Origin of the sequence: Bizionia myxarmorum (genome assembly GCF_008086205.1) — a bacterium.
Taxonomy (GTDB): domain Bacteria; phylum Bacteroidota; class Bacteroidia; order Flavobacteriales; family Flavobacteriaceae; genus Algorimicrobium; species Algorimicrobium myxarmorum.
Window position 1 is genome coordinate 103210 of the sequence record NZ_VSKK01000005.1, and the last position, 23470, is coordinate 126679.

The following is a 23470-nucleotide window of genomic DNA, read 5'->3' on the forward strand; positions in this document are numbered from 1 at the left end:
ACACGACTCCATGCTGAATGAAAAGCTAAAAAACTTCCGACTTATTCTGGCTTCCGGTTCACCACGAAGACAGCAATTTTTTAAAGAATTAGGATTAGATTTTGAAGTGATTTTAAAACCGATTGATGAAGTTTTCCCCGAGCATTTAACCCATTTTGAAATTAGCGATTATTTGGCTGAACTTAAAGCCTTACCTTTTAAAGATGATTTGAAATGGAATGATATTCTTATTACAAGTGATACCATTGTTTGGCATAATAATAGGGCTTTAGGAAAACCAAAAGATGCTGATGATGCTTTTAATATGATTAAATCCTTAAGCAACTCCACCCATGAGGTTATTACCTCTGTAAGCTTCACGACAACAAAAAAACAAATAACTGTTAATGCAGTGACTAAAGTGACTTTCAAAGAATTAACCGACGAAGAAATTACGCACTATATAAGCACCTGTAAACCTTTTGATAAAGCAGGTGCTTATGGCATTCAAGAATGGATTGGACAAATAGGTATTACGCAAATTGAAGGCTCTTATTTTAATGTAGTTGGGCTTCCAACGCATTTGGTTTACCAAACGTTGCTAACCTTTATTTCTTCTTAAATAATATATAAATGAAACCTGTTTTCAACCTTTCTACTCTATCTTCGCAGTCTTAATATAATGACAGGTTATGCTTTATTTTGAAACATATAAATCGGAATTATTTGCAAGTTTTATATTGCTTTTAATTTTATTAATAATTCGTTTTTTGGCCAAAACACTTATCAAAAAAATTGGTCATAAAGCGGGTATTAATGACGCCCGAATTCATTTAATTTCGCGTTATGCTACCGTAACGCTATTCTTAATTTTTTTATTAATTGAAACCATCATTTTTGGCGCACAGTTTAAAGATTTAGCATTAGTTTTTTCATCTGTATTCGCCGTGATAGGGATTGCGCTTTTCGCTATATGGTCTATTTTGAGCAATATTACTTCAGGAATTATTATGTTTTTTAATTTCCCATACAAGGTGGGCGATAAAATCTTGATTCACGATAAAGACTTTCCCATTGAAGCCATTATAGAGGATATTGCTGCGTTCCAATTGCATTTACGCTTAGATAATGGCGATTTAGTTACTTATCCAAATAACCTAATTCTTCAAAAGCCGGTAACCTTACTTAAAAAGGATGCCATGATTTTCCCACAAGACGATGCCACCGATGCGCTATAGTTCTTTGAATTATTTGTTGTAAATTTCAACATTATGGCAAAAAAAAGAACATCAAAATATAAGAAGCACGTTGGCAAATCGCCAGGAACATTAACCTATACGGGTTATAAAGATTCACAAAAACTCTTCATTGAATCGTTTGACTACAGTTCGGATTTTATAAACGAGCAAGAACTTCAAAATATTGAAGATGCTTTTCAGTATAAATCTACTGATTCCGTTACGTGGATTAATATTAATGGACTAAATCACATTAATGAAATTGAAAAAATAGGTACGCATTACAATTTGCATCCGCTCGTTTTAGAAGACATTGTCAACATCTCGCAACGTCCAAAAATTGATGAGTATGAAGATTATATATTTGTGTCCTTAAAAATGCTGTATTATGATGCGGATGAAAATATTACCATTGAACAAGTCAGTTTTGTTTTAGGAAAAAACTACGTGCTCACCTTTCAGGAATCCGAAGGCGATGTTTTTGACACAGTTCGAGAGCGACTGCGCGGTGGAAAAGGCCGAATTCGTACGTTGGGTTCAGATTACTTACTTTATGCTTTAATGGACGCTGTGGTAGATCATTATTATATTGTGAGTGAAACCATGGGGAATAAAGTGGAAGATTTAGAAGACATATTGTTTAGTGGCAATGTTAAAGACGATTTAAGCCAGCAAGTATTAAGCCTTAAAAAAGAGCTTTTAAAAGTCCGACGCTCCATTTTTCCTTTACGCGAAATAATAAGTCGCATACAAAAAAGTGATAGTGATTTGATTCTTAAAAAAAATCTCCAGTTTTATAATGATGTTTACGATCATATTATTCAACTTTCCGATAGCATTGATATTTTCCGTGAAATGATTTGGAGTTTAATGGATATGTACATGACAACCATTAGCAACAAAATGAATGAAGTCATGAAAGTACTAACCATTATTGCTACCATTTTTATTCCATTAACTTTTATTGCTGGTGTTTATGGAATGAATTTTGACAACATACCCGAACTGCATTATAAAAACAGTTATTTCATTCTTTGGGGCGTTATGTTTTTGATTTTTATTGCTATGCTTTATTACTTTAAACGGAAGAAGTGGTTGTGATTTTAACCCCATTACTTCTCATACCAAAACCAATCATCCGTTAGTTTTTCAACAAAATCATAGCGTTCTTTCATAAAACTGTCGTTTGCTGCATCGTTATCTGCTTCATAGGGAAATACTGAAAATTCGCTAAAACTTATTATAAAATCATTTTGGTTGTTAAAGCCAAAACGAATTTGTTTTAAGGGCTTTTGCAGGTTATCTAAATTACATCCTTTTTCCAGATATAAGTTTCCTTTATAAACAGAGAAGCAAGTTTCACCATTTTTTAAAATGGTTTCTAAACCATCTCTATATGCATCATACTCAAATTTTGAATAAGCTGTTTTCCTGATCTCATTTAAATTGGCCCAGCTAGGACTATTACTTTGTTTACTATGGTAAATCAAAACATAATATCGTGGATATCCACCAATAATATGTTCATTATTTAATGTAACCCCTATTTTCTCTTCGGTTGGAAAACCATGTTCGCCTATTAGTTCTATTAAGCTTATGTCATTTATTTCAGTGATGGCAACAGCATCTGCATGACTATATTCACCTTTTGCTCGACCAACATAGTATTTTTGGTCTAAATCTACAATTGCTTTTAATTTTTTAATTAAAACAGTGTCTTGGGTTTTAAGAAAAACCTCATGAAAATCATCAAAATTATTAAGAAAATCCTGCCATTCTATTTGTTTTTCAATTCTATTAAAAATAGGCGCTTCAAAATAGGCTAAACCGACACCTTTCGCTACTAATTTTTCACTCCAAATAATAGCTGTTTTATAATCTCTGGAAAGGATAGCAGAACGAACAGCATTATGAATATCTCGAGCATACACATAGTGATTACTCGTTAAAAAATTATTATATTCCTTTGCAGCAGCACCATATTGCTTTCTTAAAATAAACTGCTCTGCTTTATCAATAACCTGGTAATATTCTGGTACAATAATCACTTTAGGTGTTTGCCATAAAACAGCCACATTTTTTCTAATAATAGGTGTTGGCTGTTTATCTTTGAATGCTATTGTTTCTAAATTTTTTATTTTTGGTTTATCATTCAAGAAAACCATGTCTCCAATATTAAAAATTTCAGCAAAACTACTTCCTAAACCAAACGCTAATACAGAATTTTCATTAATGGTTGCCTCTATAGAGAATTTTTCAATATATGGTTCGCTTGTTTCAAAACGAACCGTATTTTTTAAATAAAAAGCTTTAAGTGAGTCAAGTACAAGATCACCTTCAACACGCTCACCATGATAGGTTATGTAATTTTTTTCTTTAAAAATTGTATGTTCAACATGAACATAAGCTAATGTGTCTTTTACCTCGCCAATTGCTACCTGAATTTGATTATCCACTCCCTGCCATTGCCTATTAGATTTCACCTTTCCCGAAATTCTTATTTTATTATCATTTTCATCAAAACTACAAGACTCAATTTCAACATGAATATTATTCATCGTGAAATCTTCAATAAATGTTGTATTTCTCCCATCATGTAAATGAAACTCAACCTCATAGTTTAAAATACCTTTATAGTCTTTTATATCTACAAAATACGGTATAGAATCACCGTTTTTAAACAGCATATAATCATCCATATCCCACCAAAAATCATAGGTATCTGGTTTCATTTTGTGAGCGTCCAAATCATTTTGACTGAATGTTTTTAAGTTTTGAGAAGAAACAAATTGAAAAAACATCAATAAAATACTCGAAAGGATAAGCTGGTTAGTTATTTTCATGTTTAAAAATGATTAATAGTTTAATAATGAGGCGTAAAATTACTTTTATGAAATATTTTACTATCAATTTCCCTGCCAAAAGTTAAAAAACACTTAAATCCAATCATCTTGAAAACTGTTTATTATATTTGGTCTTTTAGCAAAATGCACTATGATTAAACAATTACGATACCTCTTTTTTATTGCAATAAGTACCACACTTACCTACGCACAACAACCCAAAAAACCTAATACTTCCGAAATTTACGAGTCTATAAAAAAATTGAAATTTTTAGGATCTGTTTTATATGTTGCGGCACATCCTGACGATGAAAATACCCGAATGATTTCATATGTGGCTAACGGTGTGAAAGCCCGAACCGCCTATTTATCCTTAACACGAGGCGATGGTGGACAAAATTTAATTGGTTCAGAAATTCGTGAACTTTTAGGCGTTATTAGAACTCAAGAACTTTTAACGGCCCGCGCTATTGACGGTGGCGAACAGTTTTTTACACGTGCTAACGATTTTGGTTATTCGAAACATCCAGATGAAACTTTAGAGATTTGGAATAAAGAAGCCGTTTTATCGGATGTAGTTTTGGCTATTCGTCAATTTCAACCGGATATTATTATCAACCGTTTTGATCATAGAAGTCCAGGGAAAACGCACGGTCACCATACCAGTTCTGCCATGTTGAGTTTGGAAGCTTTTGATTTGGCGGGCGATTCAAGCGTTTATCCAAAACAATTACAATCTACAGAAACTTGGCAAGCACAACGTATATTTTTCAACACGTCTTGGTGGTTTTACGGTAGTCAAGAAAAATTTGATAAAGCGGATAAAAGCAGTTTAATTGGTTTAGATACTGGGATTTATTTTCCTTCTAGCGGTTTAAGTAATCCTGAAATTGCAGCTTTAAGCCGAAGCCAGCACAAATCTCAAGGTTTTGGAAATACAGGAACGCGCGGTAGTGAAATAGAATATATTGAATTAATAAAAGGCACCATGCCCAAAGTTCAATCCAATTTATTTGAAGGGATTGATACCACTTGGAATCGCGTTAAAAATGGTGCTACCATTGGCATTATATTAAAAGAGGTTGAAGCAAACTACGATTTTAAAAATCCGTCAGCTTCCCTTCCCAAATTAGTAGAAGCGTATGCTGCCATTCAAAATCTAGAAAATGGCCATTGGAAAAGGATTAAAACTCAAGAAATTAAAGCCATTATTGAAGCCTGTTCTGGATTATATGTAGAAGCTGCCGCGCAAACCAATCAAGCCACAGCCAATGAAACTATAAATCTGAATTTGGAAATCATAAACAGAAGTACTTCCGCCATAATTTTGGAGTCTTTCATCAATCCGAATGGATTAATGATTGAAAAAAACATGGAGCTAATTAATAATCTATCTATAAATATAAAAGAGACTTTTCATATTCCTAGTCTGGATAAAGCGCATATTACAACACCTTATTGGCTTACTGAAACCGGAACTTTGGGTATGTACAAAGTATCTGATGCATCTTTAATAGGAAAGCCTGAAACACCAGAATATTTTGAGGTTACCTTTAACATAAAAATAGCTGGCATTTCAATTCCGTTTACCAAACCCGTTATTTATAAAACCAATGATCCTGTTAAAGGTGAAGTTTATAAACCGTTTGAAATTATACCAGAAGCTTCAGCCAGAATTGCCGAAAAAGTCATCATTTTTGAAACGGATAATTCGAAATCAATTCCGGTGAGTGTTAAAGCTGGCAGAAATGGTTTAGAGGGAACTATGAAATTATCAGTTCCTACAGGTTGGATTGTTTCACCTGAAAATCATAACATTAACATTGTTAATAAAGGTGCCCAACAAACTGTTTTATTTACTGTGACACCTCCAAATAATCAAAGCGAAGGCTCTATTAAACCCATCATTTCAGTTAATGGCAACACCTACTCCAACGAACTTATAGAAATAGATTACGATCATATTCCGTATCAAACGGTATTATTACCTAGTGAAAGTAAAGTGGTGCGATTAGACATTAAAAAGAAAGGTGAAAATATCGCTTATATTGCTGGTGCTGGCGACGTTGTTCCTGAAAGTTTGCAGCAAATTGGCTACAAAGTAACCACTTTGAGTCCGGATGCCATTACACCCGAAAATTTAAGCCGTTTTGATGCCGTAGTTATTGGCATTCGAGCATATAATACAGTTGAAACTTTAAAATTCAAACAAAAAGTGCTTTTCGACTTCGTAAAAAAAGGTGGAAATATGGTGGTTCAGTATAATACAAGTCGCGGACTAGTGACAGATGAATTAGCACCTTACCAGTTAGAATTATCTAGCGATCGTGTTACCGATGAATTTGCGGATGTCAAATTTCTAGCGCCAAATCATCCTGTTTTAAATATTCCAAATAAAATTACGGCATCCGATTTTGAAAATTGGACCCAAGAGCGTGGATTATATTTTCCCGATTCTTGGAGTAAAGACTTCACCCCTATTTTATCTATGCATGATAAAGGCGAATCTGCTAAAAAGGGAAGTTTATTAGTCGCTAAATATGGCGAAGGCTATTACATCTATACGGGTTTAAGTTTCTTTAGAGAATTTCCAGCTGGTGTTTCCGGCGCATATCGCTTATTTGCAAATATCCTATCTTTAGGAAAATAACACTAAAAACCTACAACGCCATGAAACCAGAAAAATACAAATGGGAAAGAATGTACACATTCGTGCTGGTGGCTAATGCCATCTATTTTATTGTATTTTATTTCATCATGCAAGCCTTTTAACTATGCAAACTCTCGATTGGATTGTATTATCCCTTACCTTATTCACAATTGTCGCTTATGGTACCTGGCAAACGCGTGGTAGCAAAAATGTGCAAGATTATTTAAAAGGAGGCAATACCTCTAAATGGTATACCATTGGTTTATCCGTCATGGCAACTCAAGCTAGTGCTATTACTTTTTTATCTACACCTGGCCAAGCCTTTAATGATGGGATGGGTTTTGTACAATTTTATTTCGGATTACCAATTGCTATGGTGGTGATTTGTATGGTGTTTATTCCACTCTATCACCGACTTAATGTATATACGGCCTACGAATTTCTTGAAGATCGTTTCGACTTAAAAACGCGCTCTTTAACAGCCATTCTATTCTTAATTCAACGCGGATTAGCTGCCGGAATCACCATTTTTGCGCCGGCGATTATTTTATCCGTTGTACTGGGTTGGAATCTCTTATTACTGAATATAATTATCGGAATACTCGTAATTATATACACGGTTTCCGGCGGAACAAAGGCAGTAAATGTCACACAAAAGCATCAAATGGTGGTGATATTCACGGGAATGATTATTGCTTTTATTTTAATTGTGAATAAACTTCCTGAAAACATCACCTTTAGTAATGCATTAGATATTGCTGGCGCGAGCGGCAAAATGGAGATATTAGATTTCTCTTTTGATTTGAATAATCGCTACACCTTTTGGAGTGGTATTATTGGTGGAACCTTTTTAATGTTGTCTTACTTCGGAACCGATCAAAGTCAAGTACAACGTTATTTATCTGGGAAATCTGTTAGAGAAATGCGTTTGGGTCTAATTTTTAACGGACTTTTTAAAGTGCCCATGCAGTTTTTTATTCTGTTGGTGGGTGTCATGGTTTTCGTGTTTTATCAATTTAATAAAGCACCGATAAACTTTAATCCTGTTGCTTCGGAAATGGTTTTAAATACAGAATATGCGGATGAATTTGAAGGACTGGAAGCAGAACAAGATCTTATTTTTGATACCAAACAATTGTTAATTGCCGATTTTATTGCCAATAAAAGTGAAGCGTCAATTGCAGGCGTCGCTTCGGCAAATGCCAAAAATGATAGTATTCGCGCTAGAGCCCGCTATTTAATTGATAAAGCTGGTGAGGTTAAAGGCGTTAAGGTGGAAAGTAATGATAAGGATTACGTGTTTATCAACTTTATTTTAAACAACTTACCTCGAGGCTTAATTGGGCTTTTATTAGCCGTTATTTTAAGTGCAGCCATGTCTAGCACCTCTAGTGAATTAAATGCACTGGCATCCACTACTACCATCGATTTATACAAACGGAACACCGCAGAAAAAACAGATGCCGAGATGGTAAAAGTATCTCAATGGTTTACTTTAGGCTGGGGCGTTATGGCTATTTTAGTCGCTTGTGTAGCCAATTTAGCGGAAAACTTAATTCAATTAGTAAATATTATTGGATCCATTTTCTACGGAAATGTGCTTGGTATTTTCTTGTTGGCATTTTTCGTGAAAGCTGTTAAAGGTCGTGCTGTTTTTATTGCAGCTATCATCACGCAAATGCTAGTAATTAGCCTGTTTCTTTTAGATCAGTACGAATATATTAATCTACCGTTTTTATGGTTGAATTTTGTGGGTTGTGCTATTGTTATGGGTATTGCCATCTTGATTCAGTTTACTAGTAGGAAGCCAGAATAAAGGTCTTTTCATTTATAATTTTTAAATTTTCAAAAATCTTAAATATCTAGTTTACATAACTTTTTGTAATATTTACTTGTCTAAATGTAAAGTTTATTTTACATTTGATAAATTAATTTAAAGTCGACAGTTATGAAAACAAATTTTTTACTACCTCATAAATTCAAGGTGTTTGGTTGGGTACTTCTTATTCTTGGTTTAATTTTAGGCATATTATTGTACGCTACAGATTTCGAACCAAACATTTTTACAACTAACGTTTTAAGTGTTTATAATGGTGATAGTCTTTTCACTGGACGTGACGAAGGCTGGTTTAAGATTATTGAAAATGGGATTATTGATGAACTTTCAGCTTTAGCTATTATTTTAGGAGGTTTACTAGTAGGTTTTACCAAAGAAAAGGTAGAAGATGAATTTATTTACAAACTCCGAACAGAATCCCTTGTTTGGGCCATTATTGTAAATTATACTGTTCTTGCATTGGCTATTATTTTCGTTTATGATATGCTATTTTTTAATATGATGATATTTAATATGTTTACTCCGCTTTTCATCTTTATTATACGTTTCAATTTCTTAAAACTAAAATCCTCTACCCATGACGAATAATCTTAAAGTAGAACGTGCAAGACATAATATGACGCAAGCAGATTTAGCAGAAGCGATTGGCGTTTCCCGACAATCCATAAATGCCATGGAAAAAAACAAATATGTACCATCAACAGTTTTAGCATTAAAACTTTCCAGACTTTTTAAAAAACCAGTGGAAGAACTATTCCAATTAGAAGCTGGAGATTAAAAATAAAAAAAAAAGCGACTCGGTTGTACCAAGTCGCTTTTACTATTCATAAACAAACTAGTTACTAGTTAGCTCCCCATTCTTTTAATGATGCCTCATTAAATTTTACATACTGCATGTTACCAGCTTCTTTTGATGCTTCTAACGATTTTTTAGCTAATTCAATAGCTCCTTTAGTATCGCCAGCTTTTGCATAAATTAAGGACTGTTGTCTTAATTGATAAAAAGCAGGTTTATCCATCATACTCATAGCTTTATCAATCCACTCTTTAGCTTGCTTAATATCTTTACCTTCACTATAATAATAAGCTGCAGATGCATAATAATCACTTGCTTTTGGATTGTTGTTTAAAGCTTCATTGATTGAAACTAAAACTTTATCATCCGTAGGAACTGTAAAAGGAACACCAACATAAGTATTCTCCCACATCATTTCTAAAGTCGCACCACCAGTTTGAATATTATTAATATCAATAGTAAACGTTTCTACCGTAAAAGGAATAGTCTCTGCTTTTACTTTAGCAATAGCAGCTACTTTACTATCATCCCATTTTTCTGGAGTTCCCCAGTTTTCAGTGTCTGTATAGAAATATATTTCCCACATAGATTCTCCTGGCTTGGAAAAAATAGCATAAGAACCTGGCTTTAATGTGTAATTATTAATGGTTACAGGATCACTAAAAGTAATTATTGTGTTTTTGTTAGCACCAGTTCTCCACATGGTATCGTAAGCTTCAAGGCCTCCAAATATTTTTCTTCCTTTTACTCCCGGACGTGCATATTCAATATTTATAGTTGTTAAACCTACCATTTGCTCCACTTTGCTTAATGGACTTGGCTCTGGCGTTGTAACTTGTGCTTGTATGCTAAAAGCCAATACAAAAGCCGCAAGCGTTAAAAGTGATTTTTTCATAGTAATACGATTTATTAAGTTGTTTTCTAAGATTTCAAAATTAAGCCGAATCGGCGTCAAGGCTTGTTAATAAAAGCCTAAATTAAATTATAGTTAGTTTTTGATGTATTCAAAATCCCATTTGCTATACACACTGCGTTGAATCTGACCAAAATTTTCTAAATGATTCACATATTGATCTGTTGTTAAAATAGTCTTCAATTCGCCATTCATTTTACCCACTAAAAGGTTGAATCTTTCATGAATCTCATCGCGCGTGTACTTTTTATCAGCATCATTTAATCGGCTCATATCAAATACATATTTGTTTACAATACGATCATAATCATCCCGTAAATCCTCATTTAATTTCATGTCATTAACCCGATCGTAAAACCAACGTTGCATATTAGCACGTTCTTCCATAGTATAAAGTGTATCCACTTTAGATTCTTGTAATTCAGTTTCTTTTAGCGTTTTATTTTGCGCGAAACTGACATGAGCCACCATTAAAAGAAGGCCAATGTGAAAAGTATTCTTTAGTTTCATTTATTTAAATTTTGAATACGAATATAATCAATTTTCCTATTGCTCATGCAATTATACACTATTCCCAAAAATATTGTTTAACTAATAACTGAAATCATTAAACATTTCGTATCTTTGTACTACAATTCAAGCATTATGGCAAAAAAGAAAAACATTACAGACACCAAGCTCATTTCCTTTTATATGGATTACGTTTTAACGCACAATCATGCACCAAAAACAGTGTATGCCTTTGCAAAAGACAATAATTTTGATGAAGCTGATTTTTATAAAAACTACGCCTCTTTTGACGCTCTAGAGAAATCTATTTTCAAAGTGTTCTTCTATAATTCAATTGAAATATTAGAAAAAAGTGAGGAATATCAACATTTTGACGCTAGAAATAAATTATTAAGTTTCTATTTCACATTTTTTGAAAACTTAACGGCAAACAGAAGTTATGTGGTTTATGCGCTTAAAGATAAAGGTATGAAATCTTTGAGTTCACTTTCAGAACTGCGTCACGCTTTCAAAAAGTATATTGATATGCTGGATATTGAAACTTTAGATATTAAGGAACCACGAATTGTTAAAATTCAGGATTTTTCCAAGCAAGAATCGTTTTGGATTCAGTTCATGATGATTATGAAATTTTGGTTGGATGATACATCGCCTTCCTTTGAAAAAACAGATATATTTATTGAGAAATCTGTGCATGCGGGTTTCGATTTAATGGATATTAAACCTTTAAAAAGTGTTATCGATTTGGGCAAATTTATCTTTAAAGAAAAGATGCAATAGAAACGTATGAAAACAATTGATAATATTCCGACAAGTAAAATACAACGTGCTAGCAAACTGGTAAAAACAGGTGCTAAAGTGGGTGTTAATTACTTGAAATATTATGGTGAAAAACTGACTAAAACAGAGTTGGAAGCCAAAGAAAATTTAAATAAAAACAATGCTGAAGATATTTATGATGGCTTAAAGCAATTAAAAGGAAGCGCTCTAAAAGTTGCACAAATGTTGAGCATGGAAAAGAGTATTTTACCACAAGCGTATGTGGAAAAATTCTCTTTAGCCCAATTTTCGGTTCCACCTTTATCGCCACCATTGGTTATAAAAACCTTTAAAAAATACTTCGGGAAAGCACCTGAAGCCATTTTTGATACCTTCAATTCATCGTCAGTTAACGCTGCCAGTATTGGTCAAGTGCATGTTGCCGAAAAAAATGGTAAAAAACTAGCGGTTAAAATCCAATATCCAGGAATTGCTGAAAGTATCCAATCAGATTTAGCTATGGTTAAGCCCATTGCCATTAAAATGTTCAATATTAAAGGAAAAGATTCTGATAAATATTTTAAAGAAGTTGAAAATAAATTGGTCGAAGAAACCAATTACATTTTAGAATTGGAACAAAGCCAAGAAATTGCGGCGGCTTGTGCTCATATTCCGCATTTAAAATTCCCAGAATATTACCCAGAATTATCATCTGAACGTATTATTACGATGGATTATATGACGGGCGATCATTTATCTGAATTTACAGCTAAAAATACGGATCAAGAAATGGCAAACCAAATTGGTCAGTCACTTTGGGATTTCTATATGTTTCAAATTCATAAATTGAAAAAAGTGCATGCGGATCCGCATCCTGGAAACTTTCTTATTTCAAAAGAAGGAAATTTAATTGCTTTGGATTTTGGTTGTATGAAAACCATTCCCGAGGATTTCTATGTGCCCTATTTTGAATTAGCAGAAGAAGAAAGCATCAATAATCCGGCTATTTTTCGCGAGAAAATGTTTGAATTAGAAATTTTACGCAAGGATGATTCACCGGAAGAATTAGAGTTTTTCTCCAATATGTTCCATGAAATGTTAAGTATTTTCACCCAACCGTTTCATTCTGAAATTTTCGATTTTTCAGACCTCTCTTTTTTTGGAAGAATTGCGGAATTAGGTGAGAAATATTCTAAAAATACAGATTTAAGAAAAATGAACGGGAATCGCGGTTCGGAGCATTTCATTTACATCAACCGAACATTTTTTGGTTTGTATAATTTAATGTTCGATTTAAAAGCGCAAGGTGTTAAAATCAATAATTTTCATACCTTATGATGACGCGGTTTAGTCATCAGGATATTTCAGAAATGGCATATCTTTATAAAATTAACCTTATTAATAGTTGTTCTGGTTTTAAATCAGCTAATTTAATCGGTACCAAATCTGCTGATGGACTGGAAAACGTTGCCATATTTAGTTCGGTGACACATTTTGGATCTAATCCGCCGTTATTAGGCGTTTTTATGAGGCCAACTACAGTAACGCGCGACACCTATGATAATATTAAAGAAACGGGTTTTTACACATTGAATCATGTGCATGAAGCTATCATTTCAGAAGCACATCATACATCAGCCAAGTATGATAAACATATTTCCGAATTTGATATGACGATGTTACAATCTGAATACAAAAACGATATAAACGTACCATTTGTAAGTTCAGCTCCTGTGCAAATGCACATGGAATTTGTTGAAGAATATTATATTAAAGCAAATGATACTATTTTACTAATTGGCAAAATAAATGATTTATTTATAAATGCCGATTTATTAGAAGGAGATGGTTTTGTAAATTTATCAAAAGGTCGCGTGGCCACCATTAACGGGTTAGATGGGTACGCCATTCCTGAATTAAAAACACGCTTGGATTATCAAAGACCAAAAACACAAATAAAAACGCCATAAATATGAAAATTCTTGTAACAGGTGCAACAGGTTATATAGGCAAACGCCTGATTCCACTCCTTGTGCAAGATGGGCATCATGTGGTTTGTGTGGTTCGCGATATTTTAAGAGCAGATGCCACTTATGTAGAAGAACCGCATATTGATTTTATTGAAGGTGATTTTCTAAATTCAGAAACGCTTACTAACATCCCAAAAGATATTGATGTAGCTTATTACTTAATACATTCCATGTCTAATTCCTCCAAAGATTTTGAAGAATTGGAAGCCAAATGTGCTGAAAATTTCAAAAATGCTATTAAAAAAACGGATGTTAAGCAAGTTGTTTATTTAAGTGGCATCACGAACGACAATAATCTTTCCAAGCATTTAAGATCACGTAAACAGGTTGAAGAAATTTTAAAAACCGACAGCTATGCGACTACTATTTTTAAAGCCGGCATTATTGTAGGTTCGGGGAGTTCTTCTTTTGAAATTATAAGAGACATCGTAGAAAAATTACCGTTTATGATTGCTCCAAAATGGCTTAACACCAAAACGCAACCTTTAGCGGTTCGGGATGTTTTAACCTATTTATCTAAAAGTGCGGGCGACGAGCGTTTATATAATCAGTCTTACGATATTTTCGGACCTGAAATCCTATCTTATAAAACCATGCTTTATAAGTTCGCTGAAGTTCGCAAACTCAAGCGGTATATTTTAACGGTACCTGTAATGACACCGAAATTATCATCCTACTGGTTGTACTTCGTAACCTCTACATCTTATAAATTGGCTTCGACTCTAGTGGACAGTATGGGCGTTCAAATTATTGGAAAACCCAGTAATATTAATGAGCTGCTAGGTGTAAAACCCATGTCCTATAAACAAGCCGTTTCGCTAGCTTTTGAGAAAATTGAACAAAATAGTATTATTTCCAGTTGGAAAGACTCTATGGTTAGTAGTGGCCGACTTAAAAACAGCTTCCACAAGTATGTTAATGTTCCCAAATATGGCTGTTTTAAGGATTATAAAGAATTACCTATAACAGATCCTGAAGAAACAATTCGTAAAATATGGGCCATTGGTGGTAGCACCGGTTGGTATTATGGTACGTATTTATGGCGTATTCGCGGTTATATGGATAAAATGGTTGGCGGTATTGGTTTACGCCGCGGACGAACTAGTCCTATTAATCTTAATGTAGGCGATTCTTTAGATTTTTGGCGCGTTATATTCGCCGATAAAGAAAAACAGAAGCTCCTACTCTATGCTGAAATGAAATTACCAGGCGAAGCGTGGTTGGAGTTTAAGATTGAAGATAATATGCTAAAGCAAACGGCCACTTTCAGACCTCGCGGAATTGCTGGAAGACTTTATTGGTATAGCGTTTTGCCTTTTCATGGTTTAATTTTTAGAGGCATGATTCGTAAAATTGCAACCTAAATTGAAAAAATCAGATTTACCCACAAAAACGTGTCCTATTTGTCAATTACCGTTTACATGGCGGAAAAAATGGCGCAACAATTGGGAGCATGTAACTTATTGTAGTGAACGATGCAGACGACACAAAACCCTTACACTTTAGTTTGGTTTTCCACAAATTTACGCATTCAAGATAATGCTGTTTTAAACCATGCATTACAATTAAATCAACCCGTTATTGCCATTTATTGTTTTGATCCTAGACGTTATAGTGAAATAAAATATGGTTTTAAAAAAACCGAGAAATATCGCGCTAGGTTTACTATTGAAAGTGTTCAGGATTTAAAACAGCAATTAGCTACTTTAAATATTCCCTTATTCGTCTTTAATGAGCAACCTGAAATAGCGATTCCTAACCTTTGCTCTATTTATGAAATAACAGATATCTGCTTTCAAAAAGAATTTACTCAAGAAGAATTGGACGTCTGCATGCATCTGAAATCTCATGTATCTGAAAACATGAAATGGCATGAAATTTTAGATCAATTTTTATTTCATCCAGATGATGTTCTGACAAAATTTGAGCAGATTCCAAAAGTTTTTACCAATTTTAGAAAAGTACTGGAAAAACAATCTCACGTGCGGCCTTTGATTTTTTCTAAAAAGCAAACGGCATTTCCAATAGAAAATTATACCAGGATTCCCTCTTTAGAAACTTTAGGGTTTTCTGATTTTGAAACGACTGTGCATTCCGCATTTCCATTTTCTGGTGGTGAAACAGCTGCTCAAAATAGATTAAATACCTATGTTTTTGAAACTAAAAAAATAGGGTTTTATAAGAAAACACGAAACGGATTATTAGGTGTAGATTATAGTTCTAAATTTTCTACTTGGTTGGCAAATGGCTGCATCTCTGCGCGGCAAATTTATTGGGCTATCAAAGATTTTGAAACCGAACATTTCAAAAACGAATCGACCTATTGGTTAATTTTTGAATTAATTTGGCGTGACTTCTTTAAATATATAGCTTGGCAACATGGCAATGCCCTATTTCAAATTGATGGCATTAACAAAAACACCTATGAATGGAAATCCGATCCAGAATTAATCCAAAAATGGTGTTCTGGAACAACGGCCGAACCTTTTGTAAACGCCAATATGATAGAACTTAATAAAACGGGTTGGATGAGTAATCGTGGGCGTCAAAATGTAGCCTCATATTTTTCAAAAACACTGGAATTAGATTGGCGTATTGGTGCTGCTTATTTTGAATCTTTACTTATTGATTATGATGTGCACAGCAATTACGGCAATTGGCTGTACGTGGCTGGCGTTGGAAATGACCCTAGAAATAGAACCTTCAATGTGAAATTGCAAGCAGAACGTTACGACGGTCACGGCAAATTTCAAAAACGTTGGTTACAAAATACCTTGTTTGAATGAAAACACTCCGACTCATATTAGGTGATCAATTAAATAGCAAACATCCATGGTTTAAAACTGTAGATGACACCGTTTTGTATGTCCTTTTTGAAATGCGCCAAGAAACGGATTATGTCACGCATCATATTCAAAAAGTTATCGGGTTTTTTGCTGCTATGCGCCAATTCGCTTCCCATTTAAAAGCGGCTGGACATCAGGTTATCTATTATAAAATCACTGATAAAAATAATACCCAAGATCTTGCAAAAAATCTTCAACAGATTTTAAAAGAGAAAAATTGCTCCTGCTTTGAACACCTCTATCCAGATGAATACCGCTTGGATAAACAATTACAGGATTTTGCAAAAACACTTACCATAGAAACAAAGGTTGCTGACACGGCCCATTTTTATACCAAAAGAGCAGATTTAAAAACCTTCTATACTGGTAAAAAGCAATTTGTTATGGAATCTTTTTATCGTGACATGCGCAAAAAGCATGATATTTTAATGGTTTATGGCAATCCAGAAGGTGGCAAATGGAACTATGACGCGACAAACAGAAAAAAATGGAAAAACGATCCTAAAATTCCTGCTTTTAAAAATTTCAATAATGATGTTTCAGAAGTTATTGCCGATATCAATTCAGCAAAAATAAAAACCATGGGGAAATGGGATCAGGAAACATTTAGCTATCCTATTTCGCGTGAGGAAGCCTTATCCCAACTTAAATATTTTTGTGAAAACCTTTTAAAACATTTTGGCGATTTTCAAGACGCCCTGCATACGGATGCTGTCTATTTATTTCATTCGCGTCTATCTTTCGCTTTGAATATTAAATTAATTTCAGCGAAAAATGTTGTTGATACTGTATTGAATTATTACAGAAAGCATGATGATAGTATAGATATTTCACAAGTTGAAGGTTTTATTCGTCAAGTCATAGGCTGGCGGGAATATATGCGTGGCATGTATTGGGCTTTAATGCCCGATTTTAAATCGAAAAACCACTTAAATAACACGAATAAGTTAGCCGATTTCTATTGGACAGGAAACACTAAAATGGCTTGTTTAAAACATGCTATTACCAATTCTTTGGATAACGCTTATGCGCATCATATTCAGCGTTTAATGATAACGGGGAATTACGCTTTACTTACGCAAACCCATCCAGATGCCGTGGACGCTTGGTATTTAGGGATTTATGCGGATGCTGTGGAATGGGTGCAATTGCCAAATACGCGTGGCATGAGTCAGTTTGCCGATGGTGGAAATATAGCTACAAAACCCTATGTATCTTCGGGTTCTTATATTCAGAAAATGAGTAATTATTGTGATGGCTGTCATTATAATTACAAGAAAAAGACCGAAGAAGATGCTTGCCCGTTTAACAGTTTGTATTGGAATTTTTTAGATGATAAACGCGAACAATTAAAATCCAATTTCCGTAGGAAAATGATGTATCATCATTTAAATAAAATGGATGCCAAGCAACTTTCTGCCATAAAAGAACGAGCCAACCATATTATAAACAATCAAGATGCTTACTAATCGTGAACCTATACATATAGTTTGGTTTAAACGCGATTTGCGCTTGGAAGATCATGAACCTTTGCAATTAGCCCTTCAGCAAAAAGAGCGCGTTTTATGCGTATTTATTTTTGAGCAATTACTATTAGAAGATCCACATTACAGCCAACGTCACTGGGATTTTATCAAAGAATCTATTCGCGATTTAAATCAGCAGCTTGAAGTTTATAATACTAAAGTACTGACTATAAATTCCGATATAATTTCGGCTTGCAATTTAATTTCCAATACGTTTCAAATTAAAACCGTTTACTCACATCAAGAAACGGGCATTCTAGTAACCTTTGATAGAGATAAAAGTTTTAAACGCTACTGTAAAAACAACTTGATTACCTGGAAAGAAAGTATTCATAACGGTGTTGTTCGTGGTTTAATTAATAGAGAAACTTGGTTTGAAAATTGGAATACCATCATGGCGGAACCTCTTATCACCTTTTCGGCCGCATCTTCAGATTTTCTAGATTTAGAGACTATAAAAACGTTAGAAACCCAATGTAAAGTGACTAATTTGGAAACTAAAAAAGAAAAGCCATTTCAGCCTGGCGGCACTTCTATAGGTTTAAAATATTTAAATTCGTTCTTGAAAGACCGCCATAAAAATTATATGTTTCACATTTCAAAACCCGATAAATCACGAAAAAGCTGCAGTCGTCTTTCGCCTTATATTGCTTGGGGCAATATTTCGGTTCGCCAAGTGTATCAAAGCACTAAAAATGCGCAAACGTCAACGAGCCACAAAAAGCAATTATCTGCATTTCGTTCCCGATTAAGATGGCAGGCTCATTTCATTCAAAAGTTTGAAATGGAACATATTATGGAAAGTTCTAGTGTTAATAAAGGCTATCATAAGCTTAAAAAAAATATTTCTGATGAATATCAAAAAGCGTGGCGTGAAGGACAAACCGGTTTTCCTTTGGTGGACGCCAGTATGCGCTGCTTAAATGAAACAGGTTACGTCAATTTCAGAATGCGCGCTATGTTAGTTTCATTTTTCACACACATACTTTGGCAACCTTGGCAAGATGCGTCCAAACATTTATCTCAACAGTTTTTGGATTTTGAACCAGGCATTCACTTCCCACAATTACAAATGCAAGCTGGTGAAACTGGCATCAATAATTTACGCATTTATAATCCCATTAAAAACAGTTTAGAGCATGACCCAGATGGCGTTTTTATTAAATTTTGGGTCCCAGAACTTCGTGCATTAGATTTACCGTTTGTGCATGAACCCTATTTAATGACCACATTAGATCAGCAATTCAATAATTTCGAATTAGGCGTTCATTATCCCATTCCCATAGTAGATTTAAAACTGAAAAGAAAACGGGCCAGTGATGTGCTATGGAATATGAAAAAAAATAGCACGGTAAGGTCTGAAAGCCTGCGTATTCTACAAAAACATACACTAAATAACCGTTCCAACTTATTGAAAAACGACGAAGACTAAAAATTTCCCTAAACAAGTGTTAATTTTTGTTTAACTTATCACTGTAATCGTTAAACATTTTGTATATTTGATATCAAATAAGAAAATTTTGATATTAAACAGCACTTATAACGACAAAGACCATAAGGAAATGATTACCGATTTAATTGGTAAGCCTTATAGCTTTTTTGAAGCCATTCGGTTAGGCGGAATAGGTTCAAAACGCATGATGATTAATGATGTTAGTCCTAATTTACAGAGTTATTTAAATTATGTAGACGATTTTAATTATGCCAATATTGAATTACGCTCTGGCGGTATTCTTATTTACATTAATAAAGGACTTAAAAATTTTACTTGGGTAATCCCTTTTTACCATTTGGTACTTTACAAAACAAATGGTGCTAGTATTCACGCTCAAGGGAAGTTTATAAATTTTAAAAACAATGTAACTTTTAGAGAAAACAAAGGATTTTTTAAACGTTTAATGGATATGAAAGTGGCTTATGATGAACGTTTCAATTTTATAGACGTATGAGCGAATTATCCATATTAGAAATAGACCGAATTATAGAAATGGCCTGGGAAGACCGGACAACTTTTGAAGCCATTTCATTTCAATTTGGATTGCAAGAACAAGACGTAATTAATTTAATGCGTCGCGAAATGAAACCTAGCAGTTTCAAAATGTGGCGAAAACGCGTTCAAGGTCGGAAGACTAAACATGAAAAATTACGTGTTTTTGAAGAAGGCCGATTTAAATGTAATAGGCAAAAACAAATTTCTCATAATAAAATTAGTAAACGATAATAGTGCTTTGACATATTTTAATACTATGGACAGCACAAATAAAAAGACACAATGAAAGCAGAAGTATTGACAACCGAAAACCAAAACACAAACGTTTTATACGGATTTCCAACTGAAACAATTGGAGACGACCACCTATATACTGGATTAGAAACCCCAATGAAAGCAGATGCTTTCAAGTTATCAGATTCAGAAAAAAAACAACGCATAGCCCTATTATTTGAAGAAATAATGGACGTAATGGGATTAGATTTAACAGATGATTCATTAAAAGGAACACCAGATCGTGTTGCTAAAATGTATATTGATGAAATATTTTCAGGTTTAAATCCTGCTAATAAACCGAAAATAGCTTTGTTTGAAAACAAGTATCGTTATAATCAGATGGTTTTAGAAAAAAACATAACCTTTTACTCTAATTGTGAACATCATTTTGTGCCGATAATTGGAAAAGCGCATTTGGCTTATATTTCATCTGGAAAAGTTATTGGTTTGTCAAAATTAAACCGAATTGTTCAATATTATGCCAAACGTCCGCAAGTTCAAGAACGCTTAACAAACCAAATTGCTAACGAATTGAAAATGACGTTAGAAACGGAAGATATTGCAGTAATTATAGATGCCAAACATTTATGCGTATCTTCGCGAGGAATCAAAGACGATACGTCTGAAACCGTTACAGCATATTATGGTGGTGCTTTTAATACACCTGAAAAAATAGCCGAATTACAAAACTATTTAAAACATTAAATTATGGATACAATAGAACGTGCTCTAGAATTTGAGCAAACCAAACTTAGATCTTTATCAACTAGCGATCGTATTGAAATTTCGAGAGAAGCTAAACAGCTTATTTTAGATTTAAACCAGATTTATAAAAAGAAGAAGGACGAGAGCATCATGGACATCATGAAACGCTTAACAGCCATTAAACAAAAAGTAGAAAAGCGTTTAAAAGGCAAGCCTTTAACTGCATAATTACAAAGCATGAAAACCTATATTATTGTTGGCGGTAGCAAAGGCATTGGCCGTGCTATTACCCAAAACTTATTGGAAAACCATAAAATTGTAAATTTAAGTCGTTCAAAACCAGATTTAGAACATGCAAATTTAACTCACTATTCTGTTGATATTTTAACGGATGAACTACCAGATCTTGAACAAGCTGATGGCTTGATTTACTGTCCGGGAAGCATCAACTTAAAACCTATTGGCAGATTGAAATTGGAGGATTTCCGAGCGGATTTTGAAATTAATGTTATTGGTGCCGTAAAAGCCATTCAAAAATATCAGGCCATTATTAAAAAAGGAGATAAACCCGCTATGTTATTTTTTAGTACCGTAGCGGCAAAACTCGGCATGCCTTTTCACACAAGTGTAGCTGCGGCGAAATCTGCTGTAGAAGGTTTGGTTAAATCTGTTGGTGCTGAATTAGCGCCAACTGTTAGAGTCAATGCCATTGCCCCAACGGTTACCGATACTGAATTAGCATCTAATTTATTGCGGAATGAAAAAATGATTGAGAATATTACCGATCGTCATCCTCTTAAAAAGTTTTTAAATCCAACGGAAGTTGCTCAAATGGCTGCTTTCCTTTTATCAGATCAGGCAGCATCTATTTCTGGACAAGTTTTTGAAATGGATTGTGGTATTGTTTCTTTTAAAATATAAGTTATGAAACCTATTTTAACCCTTATCATTATGTTCAGTTTATTTAATAAAGCGCAATCCCAAACTTCAGCAACCCAGTCTATTTATGACATTGCACTAACAGGTTTGAATGGCGACCCTATTCAATTGTCTGAATTTAAAGGCAAACACATCTTGTTTGTTAATGTCGCATCTAAATGTGGTTTTACGGGTCAATATGAAGATCTGCAAAAGCTTTACGATACGTATAAAGATAATTTAATGATTATTGGTGTGCCGTGCAATCAATTTGGGTCGCAAGAACCTGGAACGGCATCTGATATTCAATCGTTTTGTCAAGCAAATTACGGCGTGACTTTTTTAATGACGGAGAAAGTTGATGTGAAAGGAGACAACCAACATCCACTGTACAAATGGTTAACTAACCAGTCTTTAAATGGGTCTTCTAGTTCCACCGTTAAATGGAATTTCCAAAAATATTTGGTGGATGGTAATGGTCAATTAGTAAATTATTATTTTTCAGTAACCAGCCCATTAAGCGGAAAAATAACGAAACACTTAAGCATCTAATTATGTTCGGATTATTTAAATCTAAATCAGAGATTGAAAAACTTCAAAAACAATATGAAGTGATCATGAAAGACTGGCATCGACTATCTTCAACTGATAGAAAAGCGAGTGATTTAAAATATGCTGAAGCTCAAAAAATTGCTGACAAAATAGAGACTTTACAAAATATGTAATTATGAAATTTATCCCGCTACTGATCTTGTTTTTAGTCATTAATTTTGGCAGCCTTGCAGTTGGTAGTTGGCTTATGGGAAACGGCGCTTCATCATCATGGTACACGAATCTAAACAAAGCGCCTTGGACACCTCCAGGCTGGGTTTTTGGTGCTGCTTGGACTTTAATCATGATCTGTTTTTCCGTGTATTTAACGTATTTGTTTAAAGATTATAAATCCAGCGTGTTAATTGGTGTTTTCGCACTTCAGGTGGTTTTAAATATTGCTTGGAATTTTCTATTTTTCAATCAACATTTAGTATTACTAGCATTAATAGTGATTGCATTATTAACAGCCGTCATATTTTATTTCTTCTTCACATACCGCATGGATGCTATAAATTCATGGCGCTATTTATTAATACCTTATATGATTTGGCTCTGCATTGCAACCTCATTAAATCTTTACGTTTTACTTAAAAATTAATGAAAATATATACGCTTCATAAGAAACAAAGACTTCCCATTTCTGTAGAAAAAGCTTGGGAGTTTCTATCCGATCCTAAAAATTTAAAGGAGATTACACCCGACTATATGGGCTTCAACATCATTTCTGGAGCGGATAGACCTATGTACGCTGGGCAACTTATTCAATACATTGTAACGCCTATTTTAGGAATTAAAACGAAATGGGTTACTGAAATTACCCATACGGAAGATCACAAATATTTTGTAGATGAGCAACGCTATGGACCTTATGCTTTATGGCACCACAAGCACTTTATTCACGCTATTGAGGGCGGTGTGGAAATGGAAGACATTATAGATTATAAAGTGCCTCTAGGATTTTTAGGCCAACTTGTTCATCCTATTTTAGTAAAACCTAAACTAGAAGAAATATTTGCCTACAGACAGAAAAAATTAATTGAGTTATTCGGAAACTTATAAA

At 34.0% G+C, this 23470-nt stretch carries 27 protein-coding genes; 24 read left to right on the plus strand and 3 right to left on the minus strand.

Translation table 11 applies throughout. From position 1 onward, the window contains the following. Positions 1-10 precede the first annotated feature (10 nt). The 3 genes from ES674_RS14355 (at position 11) to corA (ending at position 2318) form a co-directional block, all read left to right on the plus strand. On the plus strand, positions 11-601 hold the full coding sequence (locus ES674_RS14355; RefSeq protein ID WP_148405175.1) for a Maf-like protein: 591 nt from the start codon (positions 11-13) through the stop codon (positions 599-601). A 70-nt stretch (positions 602-671) separates the two neighbouring features. Further along, positions 672-1217 (plus strand): mechanosensitive ion channel domain-containing protein, encoded by a 546-nt coding sequence (locus ES674_RS14360; protein ID WP_148405177.1) that lies wholly within the window; start codon positions 672-674, stop codon positions 1215-1217. Between the two features lie 33 nt (positions 1218-1250). After that, on the plus strand, positions 1251-2318 hold the full coding sequence (gene corA, locus ES674_RS14365; RefSeq protein WP_148405179.1) for a magnesium/cobalt transporter CorA: 1068 nt from the start codon (positions 1251-1253) through the stop codon (positions 2316-2318). An 11-nt stretch (positions 2319-2329) separates the two neighbouring features. Here corA and ES674_RS14370 read toward each other — a convergent pair whose 3' ends face one another. Next, positions 2330-4060 carry a hypothetical protein gene (locus tag ES674_RS14370; RefSeq protein WP_148405181.1) on the minus strand — a complete coding sequence of 577 codons (1731 nt, stop codon included), beginning with the start codon at positions 4058-4060 and terminating at the stop codon, positions 2330-2332. 151 nt (positions 4061-4211) lie between these two features. Between ES674_RS14370 and ES674_RS14375 the strand changes: the two genes are divergently transcribed. The 4 genes from ES674_RS14375 (at position 4212) to ES674_RS14390 (ending at position 9325) form a co-directional block, all read left to right on the plus strand. Further along, a complete protein-coding gene (locus tag ES674_RS14375) occupies positions 4212-6710 on the plus strand; it encodes a PIG-L family deacetylase (protein ID WP_148405183.1) in 2499 nt (832 codons plus the stop codon). Between the two features lie 124 nt (positions 6711-6834). Further along, the gene (locus ES674_RS14380) at positions 6835-8526 is read left to right on the plus strand and encodes a sodium:solute symporter (RefSeq protein ID WP_148405185.1); all 1692 of its coding nucleotides are present in this window, start codon (positions 6835-6837) and stop codon (positions 8524-8526) included. A gap of 132 nt (positions 8527-8658) precedes the next feature. Beyond that, entirely contained in the window at positions 8659-9135 is a 477-nt protein-coding gene (locus ES674_RS14385; protein ID WP_148405188.1) for a hypothetical protein, read from the plus strand. Then, entirely contained in the window at positions 9125-9325 is a 201-nt protein-coding gene (locus ES674_RS14390; protein WP_148405190.1) for a helix-turn-helix transcriptional regulator, read from the plus strand. The genes ES674_RS14385 and ES674_RS14390 overlap by 11 nt, the downstream gene beginning before the upstream one ends. Positions 9326-9389: 64 nt before the next feature. On the opposite strand, the gene ES674_RS14395 is transcribed toward ES674_RS14390, so the two are convergent. Further along, a complete protein-coding gene (locus ES674_RS14395) occupies positions 9390-10238 on the minus strand; it encodes a DUF2911 domain-containing protein (protein WP_148405192.1) in 849 nt (282 codons plus the stop codon). Positions 10239-10331: 93 nt separating this feature from the next. Then, complete coding sequence (locus ES674_RS14400; RefSeq protein ID WP_148405194.1) at positions 10332-10766, minus strand: hypothetical protein; 435 nt, start codon at positions 10764-10766, stop codon at positions 10332-10334. A 135-nt stretch (positions 10767-10901) separates the two neighbouring features. Between ES674_RS14400 and ES674_RS14405 the strand changes: the two genes are divergently transcribed. The 17 genes from ES674_RS14405 to ES674_RS14485 all read left to right on the plus strand — a co-directional run bounded on the left by ES674_RS14405 (position 10902) and on the right by ES674_RS14485 (position 23469). Beyond that, complete coding sequence (locus tag ES674_RS14405; protein ID WP_148405196.1) at positions 10902-11546, plus strand: TetR family transcriptional regulator C-terminal domain-containing protein; 645 nt, start codon at positions 10902-10904, stop codon at positions 11544-11546. Between the two features lie 6 nt (positions 11547-11552). Then, positions 11553-12863 carry an ABC1 kinase family protein gene (locus ES674_RS14410; RefSeq protein ID WP_148405198.1) on the plus strand — a complete coding sequence of 437 codons (1311 nt, stop codon included), beginning with the start codon at positions 11553-11555 and terminating at the stop codon, positions 12861-12863. Next, positions 12863-13495, plus strand: coding sequence for a flavin reductase family protein (locus ES674_RS14415; protein WP_148405264.1), 633 nt, complete (start codon positions 12863-12865; stop codon positions 13493-13495). Before ES674_RS14410 ends, ES674_RS14415 begins: the two co-directional genes overlap by 1 nt. 2 nt (positions 13496-13497) lie before the next feature. Continuing rightward, complete coding sequence (locus tag ES674_RS14420; RefSeq protein WP_148405200.1) at positions 13498-14919, plus strand: SDR family oxidoreductase; 1422 nt, start codon at positions 13498-13500, stop codon at positions 14917-14919. Position 14920: 1 nt separating this feature from the next. Further along, positions 14921-15061, plus strand: coding sequence for a DUF2256 domain-containing protein (locus ES674_RS14425; RefSeq protein WP_148405202.1), 141 nt, complete (start codon positions 14921-14923; stop codon positions 15059-15061). After that, positions 15031-16341 (plus strand): DASH family cryptochrome, encoded by a 1311-nt coding sequence (locus ES674_RS14430; protein ID WP_148405204.1) that lies wholly within the window; start codon positions 15031-15033, stop codon positions 16339-16341. Before ES674_RS14425 ends, ES674_RS14430 begins: the two co-directional genes overlap by 31 nt. Then, positions 16338-17870 (plus strand): cryptochrome/photolyase family protein, encoded by a 1533-nt coding sequence (locus tag ES674_RS14435; RefSeq protein ID WP_148405207.1) that lies wholly within the window; start codon positions 16338-16340, stop codon positions 17868-17870. Before ES674_RS14430 ends, ES674_RS14435 begins: the two co-directional genes overlap by 4 nt. Then, the gene (locus tag ES674_RS14440; protein ID WP_148405209.1) at positions 17860-19359 is read left to right on the plus strand and encodes a cryptochrome/deoxyribodipyrimidine photo-lyase family protein; all 1500 of its coding nucleotides are present in this window, start codon (positions 17860-17862) and stop codon (positions 19357-19359) included. The genes ES674_RS14435 and ES674_RS14440 overlap by 11 nt, the downstream gene beginning before the upstream one ends. An 88-nt stretch (positions 19360-19447) precedes the next feature. Then, positions 19448-19876, plus strand: coding sequence for a hypothetical protein (locus tag ES674_RS14445; RefSeq protein WP_148405211.1), 429 nt, complete (start codon positions 19448-19450; stop codon positions 19874-19876). Then, the gene (locus tag ES674_RS14450; RefSeq protein WP_148405212.1) at positions 19873-20148 is read left to right on the plus strand and encodes a TIGR03643 family protein; all 276 of its coding nucleotides are present in this window, start codon (positions 19873-19875) and stop codon (positions 20146-20148) included. The genes ES674_RS14445 and ES674_RS14450 overlap by 4 nt, the downstream gene beginning before the upstream one ends. 51 nt (positions 20149-20199) lie before the next feature. Further along, complete coding sequence (gene folE / locus ES674_RS14455; protein WP_148405214.1) at positions 20200-20898, plus strand: GTP cyclohydrolase I FolE; 699 nt, start codon at positions 20200-20202, stop codon at positions 20896-20898. A 3-nt stretch (positions 20899-20901) separates the two neighbouring features. After that, positions 20902-21126, plus strand: a complete 225-nt coding sequence (locus ES674_RS14460) for a hypothetical protein (protein WP_148405216.1) — start codon at positions 20902-20904, stop codon at positions 21124-21126. Between the two features lie 9 nt (positions 21127-21135). Beyond that, a complete protein-coding gene (locus ES674_RS14465) occupies positions 21136-21819 on the plus strand; it encodes an SDR family NAD(P)-dependent oxidoreductase (protein ID WP_148405218.1) in 684 nt (227 codons plus the stop codon). Between the two features lie 30 nt (positions 21820-21849). Continuing rightward, complete coding sequence (locus ES674_RS14470; protein WP_211359302.1) at positions 21850-22368, plus strand: glutathione peroxidase; 519 nt, start codon at positions 21850-21852, stop codon at positions 22366-22368. Positions 22369-22370: 2 nt separating this feature from the next. Next, positions 22371-22541: a Lacal_2735 family protein gene (locus ES674_RS14475; RefSeq protein ID WP_148405222.1), complete on the plus strand. Its 171-nt coding sequence runs from the start codon at positions 22371-22373 to the stop codon at positions 22539-22541. 2 nt (positions 22542-22543) lie between these two features. Further along, the gene (locus ES674_RS14480; RefSeq protein WP_148405224.1) at positions 22544-23008 is read left to right on the plus strand and encodes a TspO/MBR family protein; all 465 of its coding nucleotides are present in this window, start codon (positions 22544-22546) and stop codon (positions 23006-23008) included. Beyond that, complete coding sequence (locus ES674_RS14485) at positions 23008-23469, plus strand: SRPBCC family protein (RefSeq protein ID WP_148405226.1); 462 nt, start codon at positions 23008-23010, stop codon at positions 23467-23469. The genes ES674_RS14480 and ES674_RS14485 overlap by 1 nt, the downstream gene beginning before the upstream one ends. Position 23470: the final 1 nt, after the last annotated feature.

Coding starts and splice junctions, on each gene's coding strand:
- ES674_RS14395 (WP_148405192.1), bottom strand. CDS start 10,238: ATGAAAAAATCACTTTTAACGCTTGCGGCTTTTGTATTGGCTTTTAGC.
- ES674_RS14430 (WP_148405204.1), top strand. CDS start 15,031: ATGCAGACGACACAAAACCCTTACACTTTAGTTTGGTTTTCCACAAAT.
- corA (WP_148405179.1), top strand. CDS start 1,251: ATGGCAAAAAAAAGAACATCAAAATATAAGAAGCACGTTGGCAAATCG.
- ES674_RS14475 (WP_148405222.1), top strand. CDS start 22,371: ATGTTCGGATTATTTAAATCTAAATCAGAGATTGAAAAACTTCAAAAA.
- ES674_RS14380 (WP_148405185.1), top strand. CDS start 6,835: ATGCAAACTCTCGATTGGATTGTATTATCCCTTACCTTATTCACAATT.
- ES674_RS14450 (WP_148405212.1), top strand. CDS start 19,873: ATGAGCGAATTATCCATATTAGAAATAGACCGAATTATAGAAATGGCC.
- ES674_RS14355 (WP_148405175.1), top strand. CDS start 11: ATGCTGAATGAAAAGCTAAAAAACTTCCGACTTATTCTGGCTTCCGGT.
- ES674_RS14465 (WP_148405218.1), top strand. CDS start 21,136: ATGAAAACCTATATTATTGTTGGCGGTAGCAAAGGCATTGGCCGTGCT.
- ES674_RS14415 (WP_148405264.1), top strand. CDS start 12,863: ATGACGCGGTTTAGTCATCAGGATATTTCAGAAATGGCATATCTTTAT.
- folE (WP_148405214.1), top strand. CDS start 20,200: ATGAAAGCAGAAGTATTGACAACCGAAAACCAAAACACAAACGTTTTA.
- ES674_RS14410 (WP_148405198.1), top strand. CDS start 11,553: ATGAAAACAATTGATAATATTCCGACAAGTAAAATACAACGTGCTAGC.
- ES674_RS14385 (WP_148405188.1), top strand. CDS start 8,659: ATGAAAACAAATTTTTTACTACCTCATAAATTCAAGGTGTTTGGTTGG.
- ES674_RS14360 (WP_148405177.1), top strand. CDS start 672: ATGCTTTATTTTGAAACATATAAATCGGAATTATTTGCAAGTTTTATA.
- ES674_RS14485 (WP_148405226.1), top strand. CDS start 23,008: ATGAAAATATATACGCTTCATAAGAAACAAAGACTTCCCATTTCTGTA.
- ES674_RS14460 (WP_148405216.1), top strand. CDS start 20,902: ATGGATACAATAGAACGTGCTCTAGAATTTGAGCAAACCAAACTTAGA.
- ES674_RS14435 (WP_148405207.1), top strand. CDS start 16,338: ATGAAAACACTCCGACTCATATTAGGTGATCAATTAAATAGCAAACAT.
- ES674_RS14400 (WP_148405194.1), bottom strand. CDS start 10,766: ATGAAACTAAAGAATACTTTTCACATTGGCCTTCTTTTAATGGTGGCT.
- ES674_RS14420 (WP_148405200.1), top strand. CDS start 13,498: ATGAAAATTCTTGTAACAGGTGCAACAGGTTATATAGGCAAACGCCTG.
- ES674_RS14370 (WP_148405181.1), bottom strand. CDS start 4,060: ATGAAAATAACTAACCAGCTTATCCTTTCGAGTATTTTATTGATGTTT.
- ES674_RS14480 (WP_148405224.1), top strand. CDS start 22,544: ATGAAATTTATCCCGCTACTGATCTTGTTTTTAGTCATTAATTTTGGC.
- ES674_RS14405 (WP_148405196.1), top strand. CDS start 10,902: ATGGCAAAAAAGAAAAACATTACAGACACCAAGCTCATTTCCTTTTAT.
- ES674_RS14375 (WP_148405183.1), top strand. CDS start 4,212: ATGATTAAACAATTACGATACCTCTTTTTTATTGCAATAAGTACCACA.
- ES674_RS14470 (WP_211359302.1), top strand. CDS start 21,850: ATGTTCAGTTTATTTAATAAAGCGCAATCCCAAACTTCAGCAACCCAG.
- ES674_RS14440 (WP_148405209.1), top strand. CDS start 17,860: ATGCTTACTAATCGTGAACCTATACATATAGTTTGGTTTAAACGCGAT.
- ES674_RS14390 (WP_148405190.1), top strand. CDS start 9,125: ATGACGAATAATCTTAAAGTAGAACGTGCAAGACATAATATGACGCAA.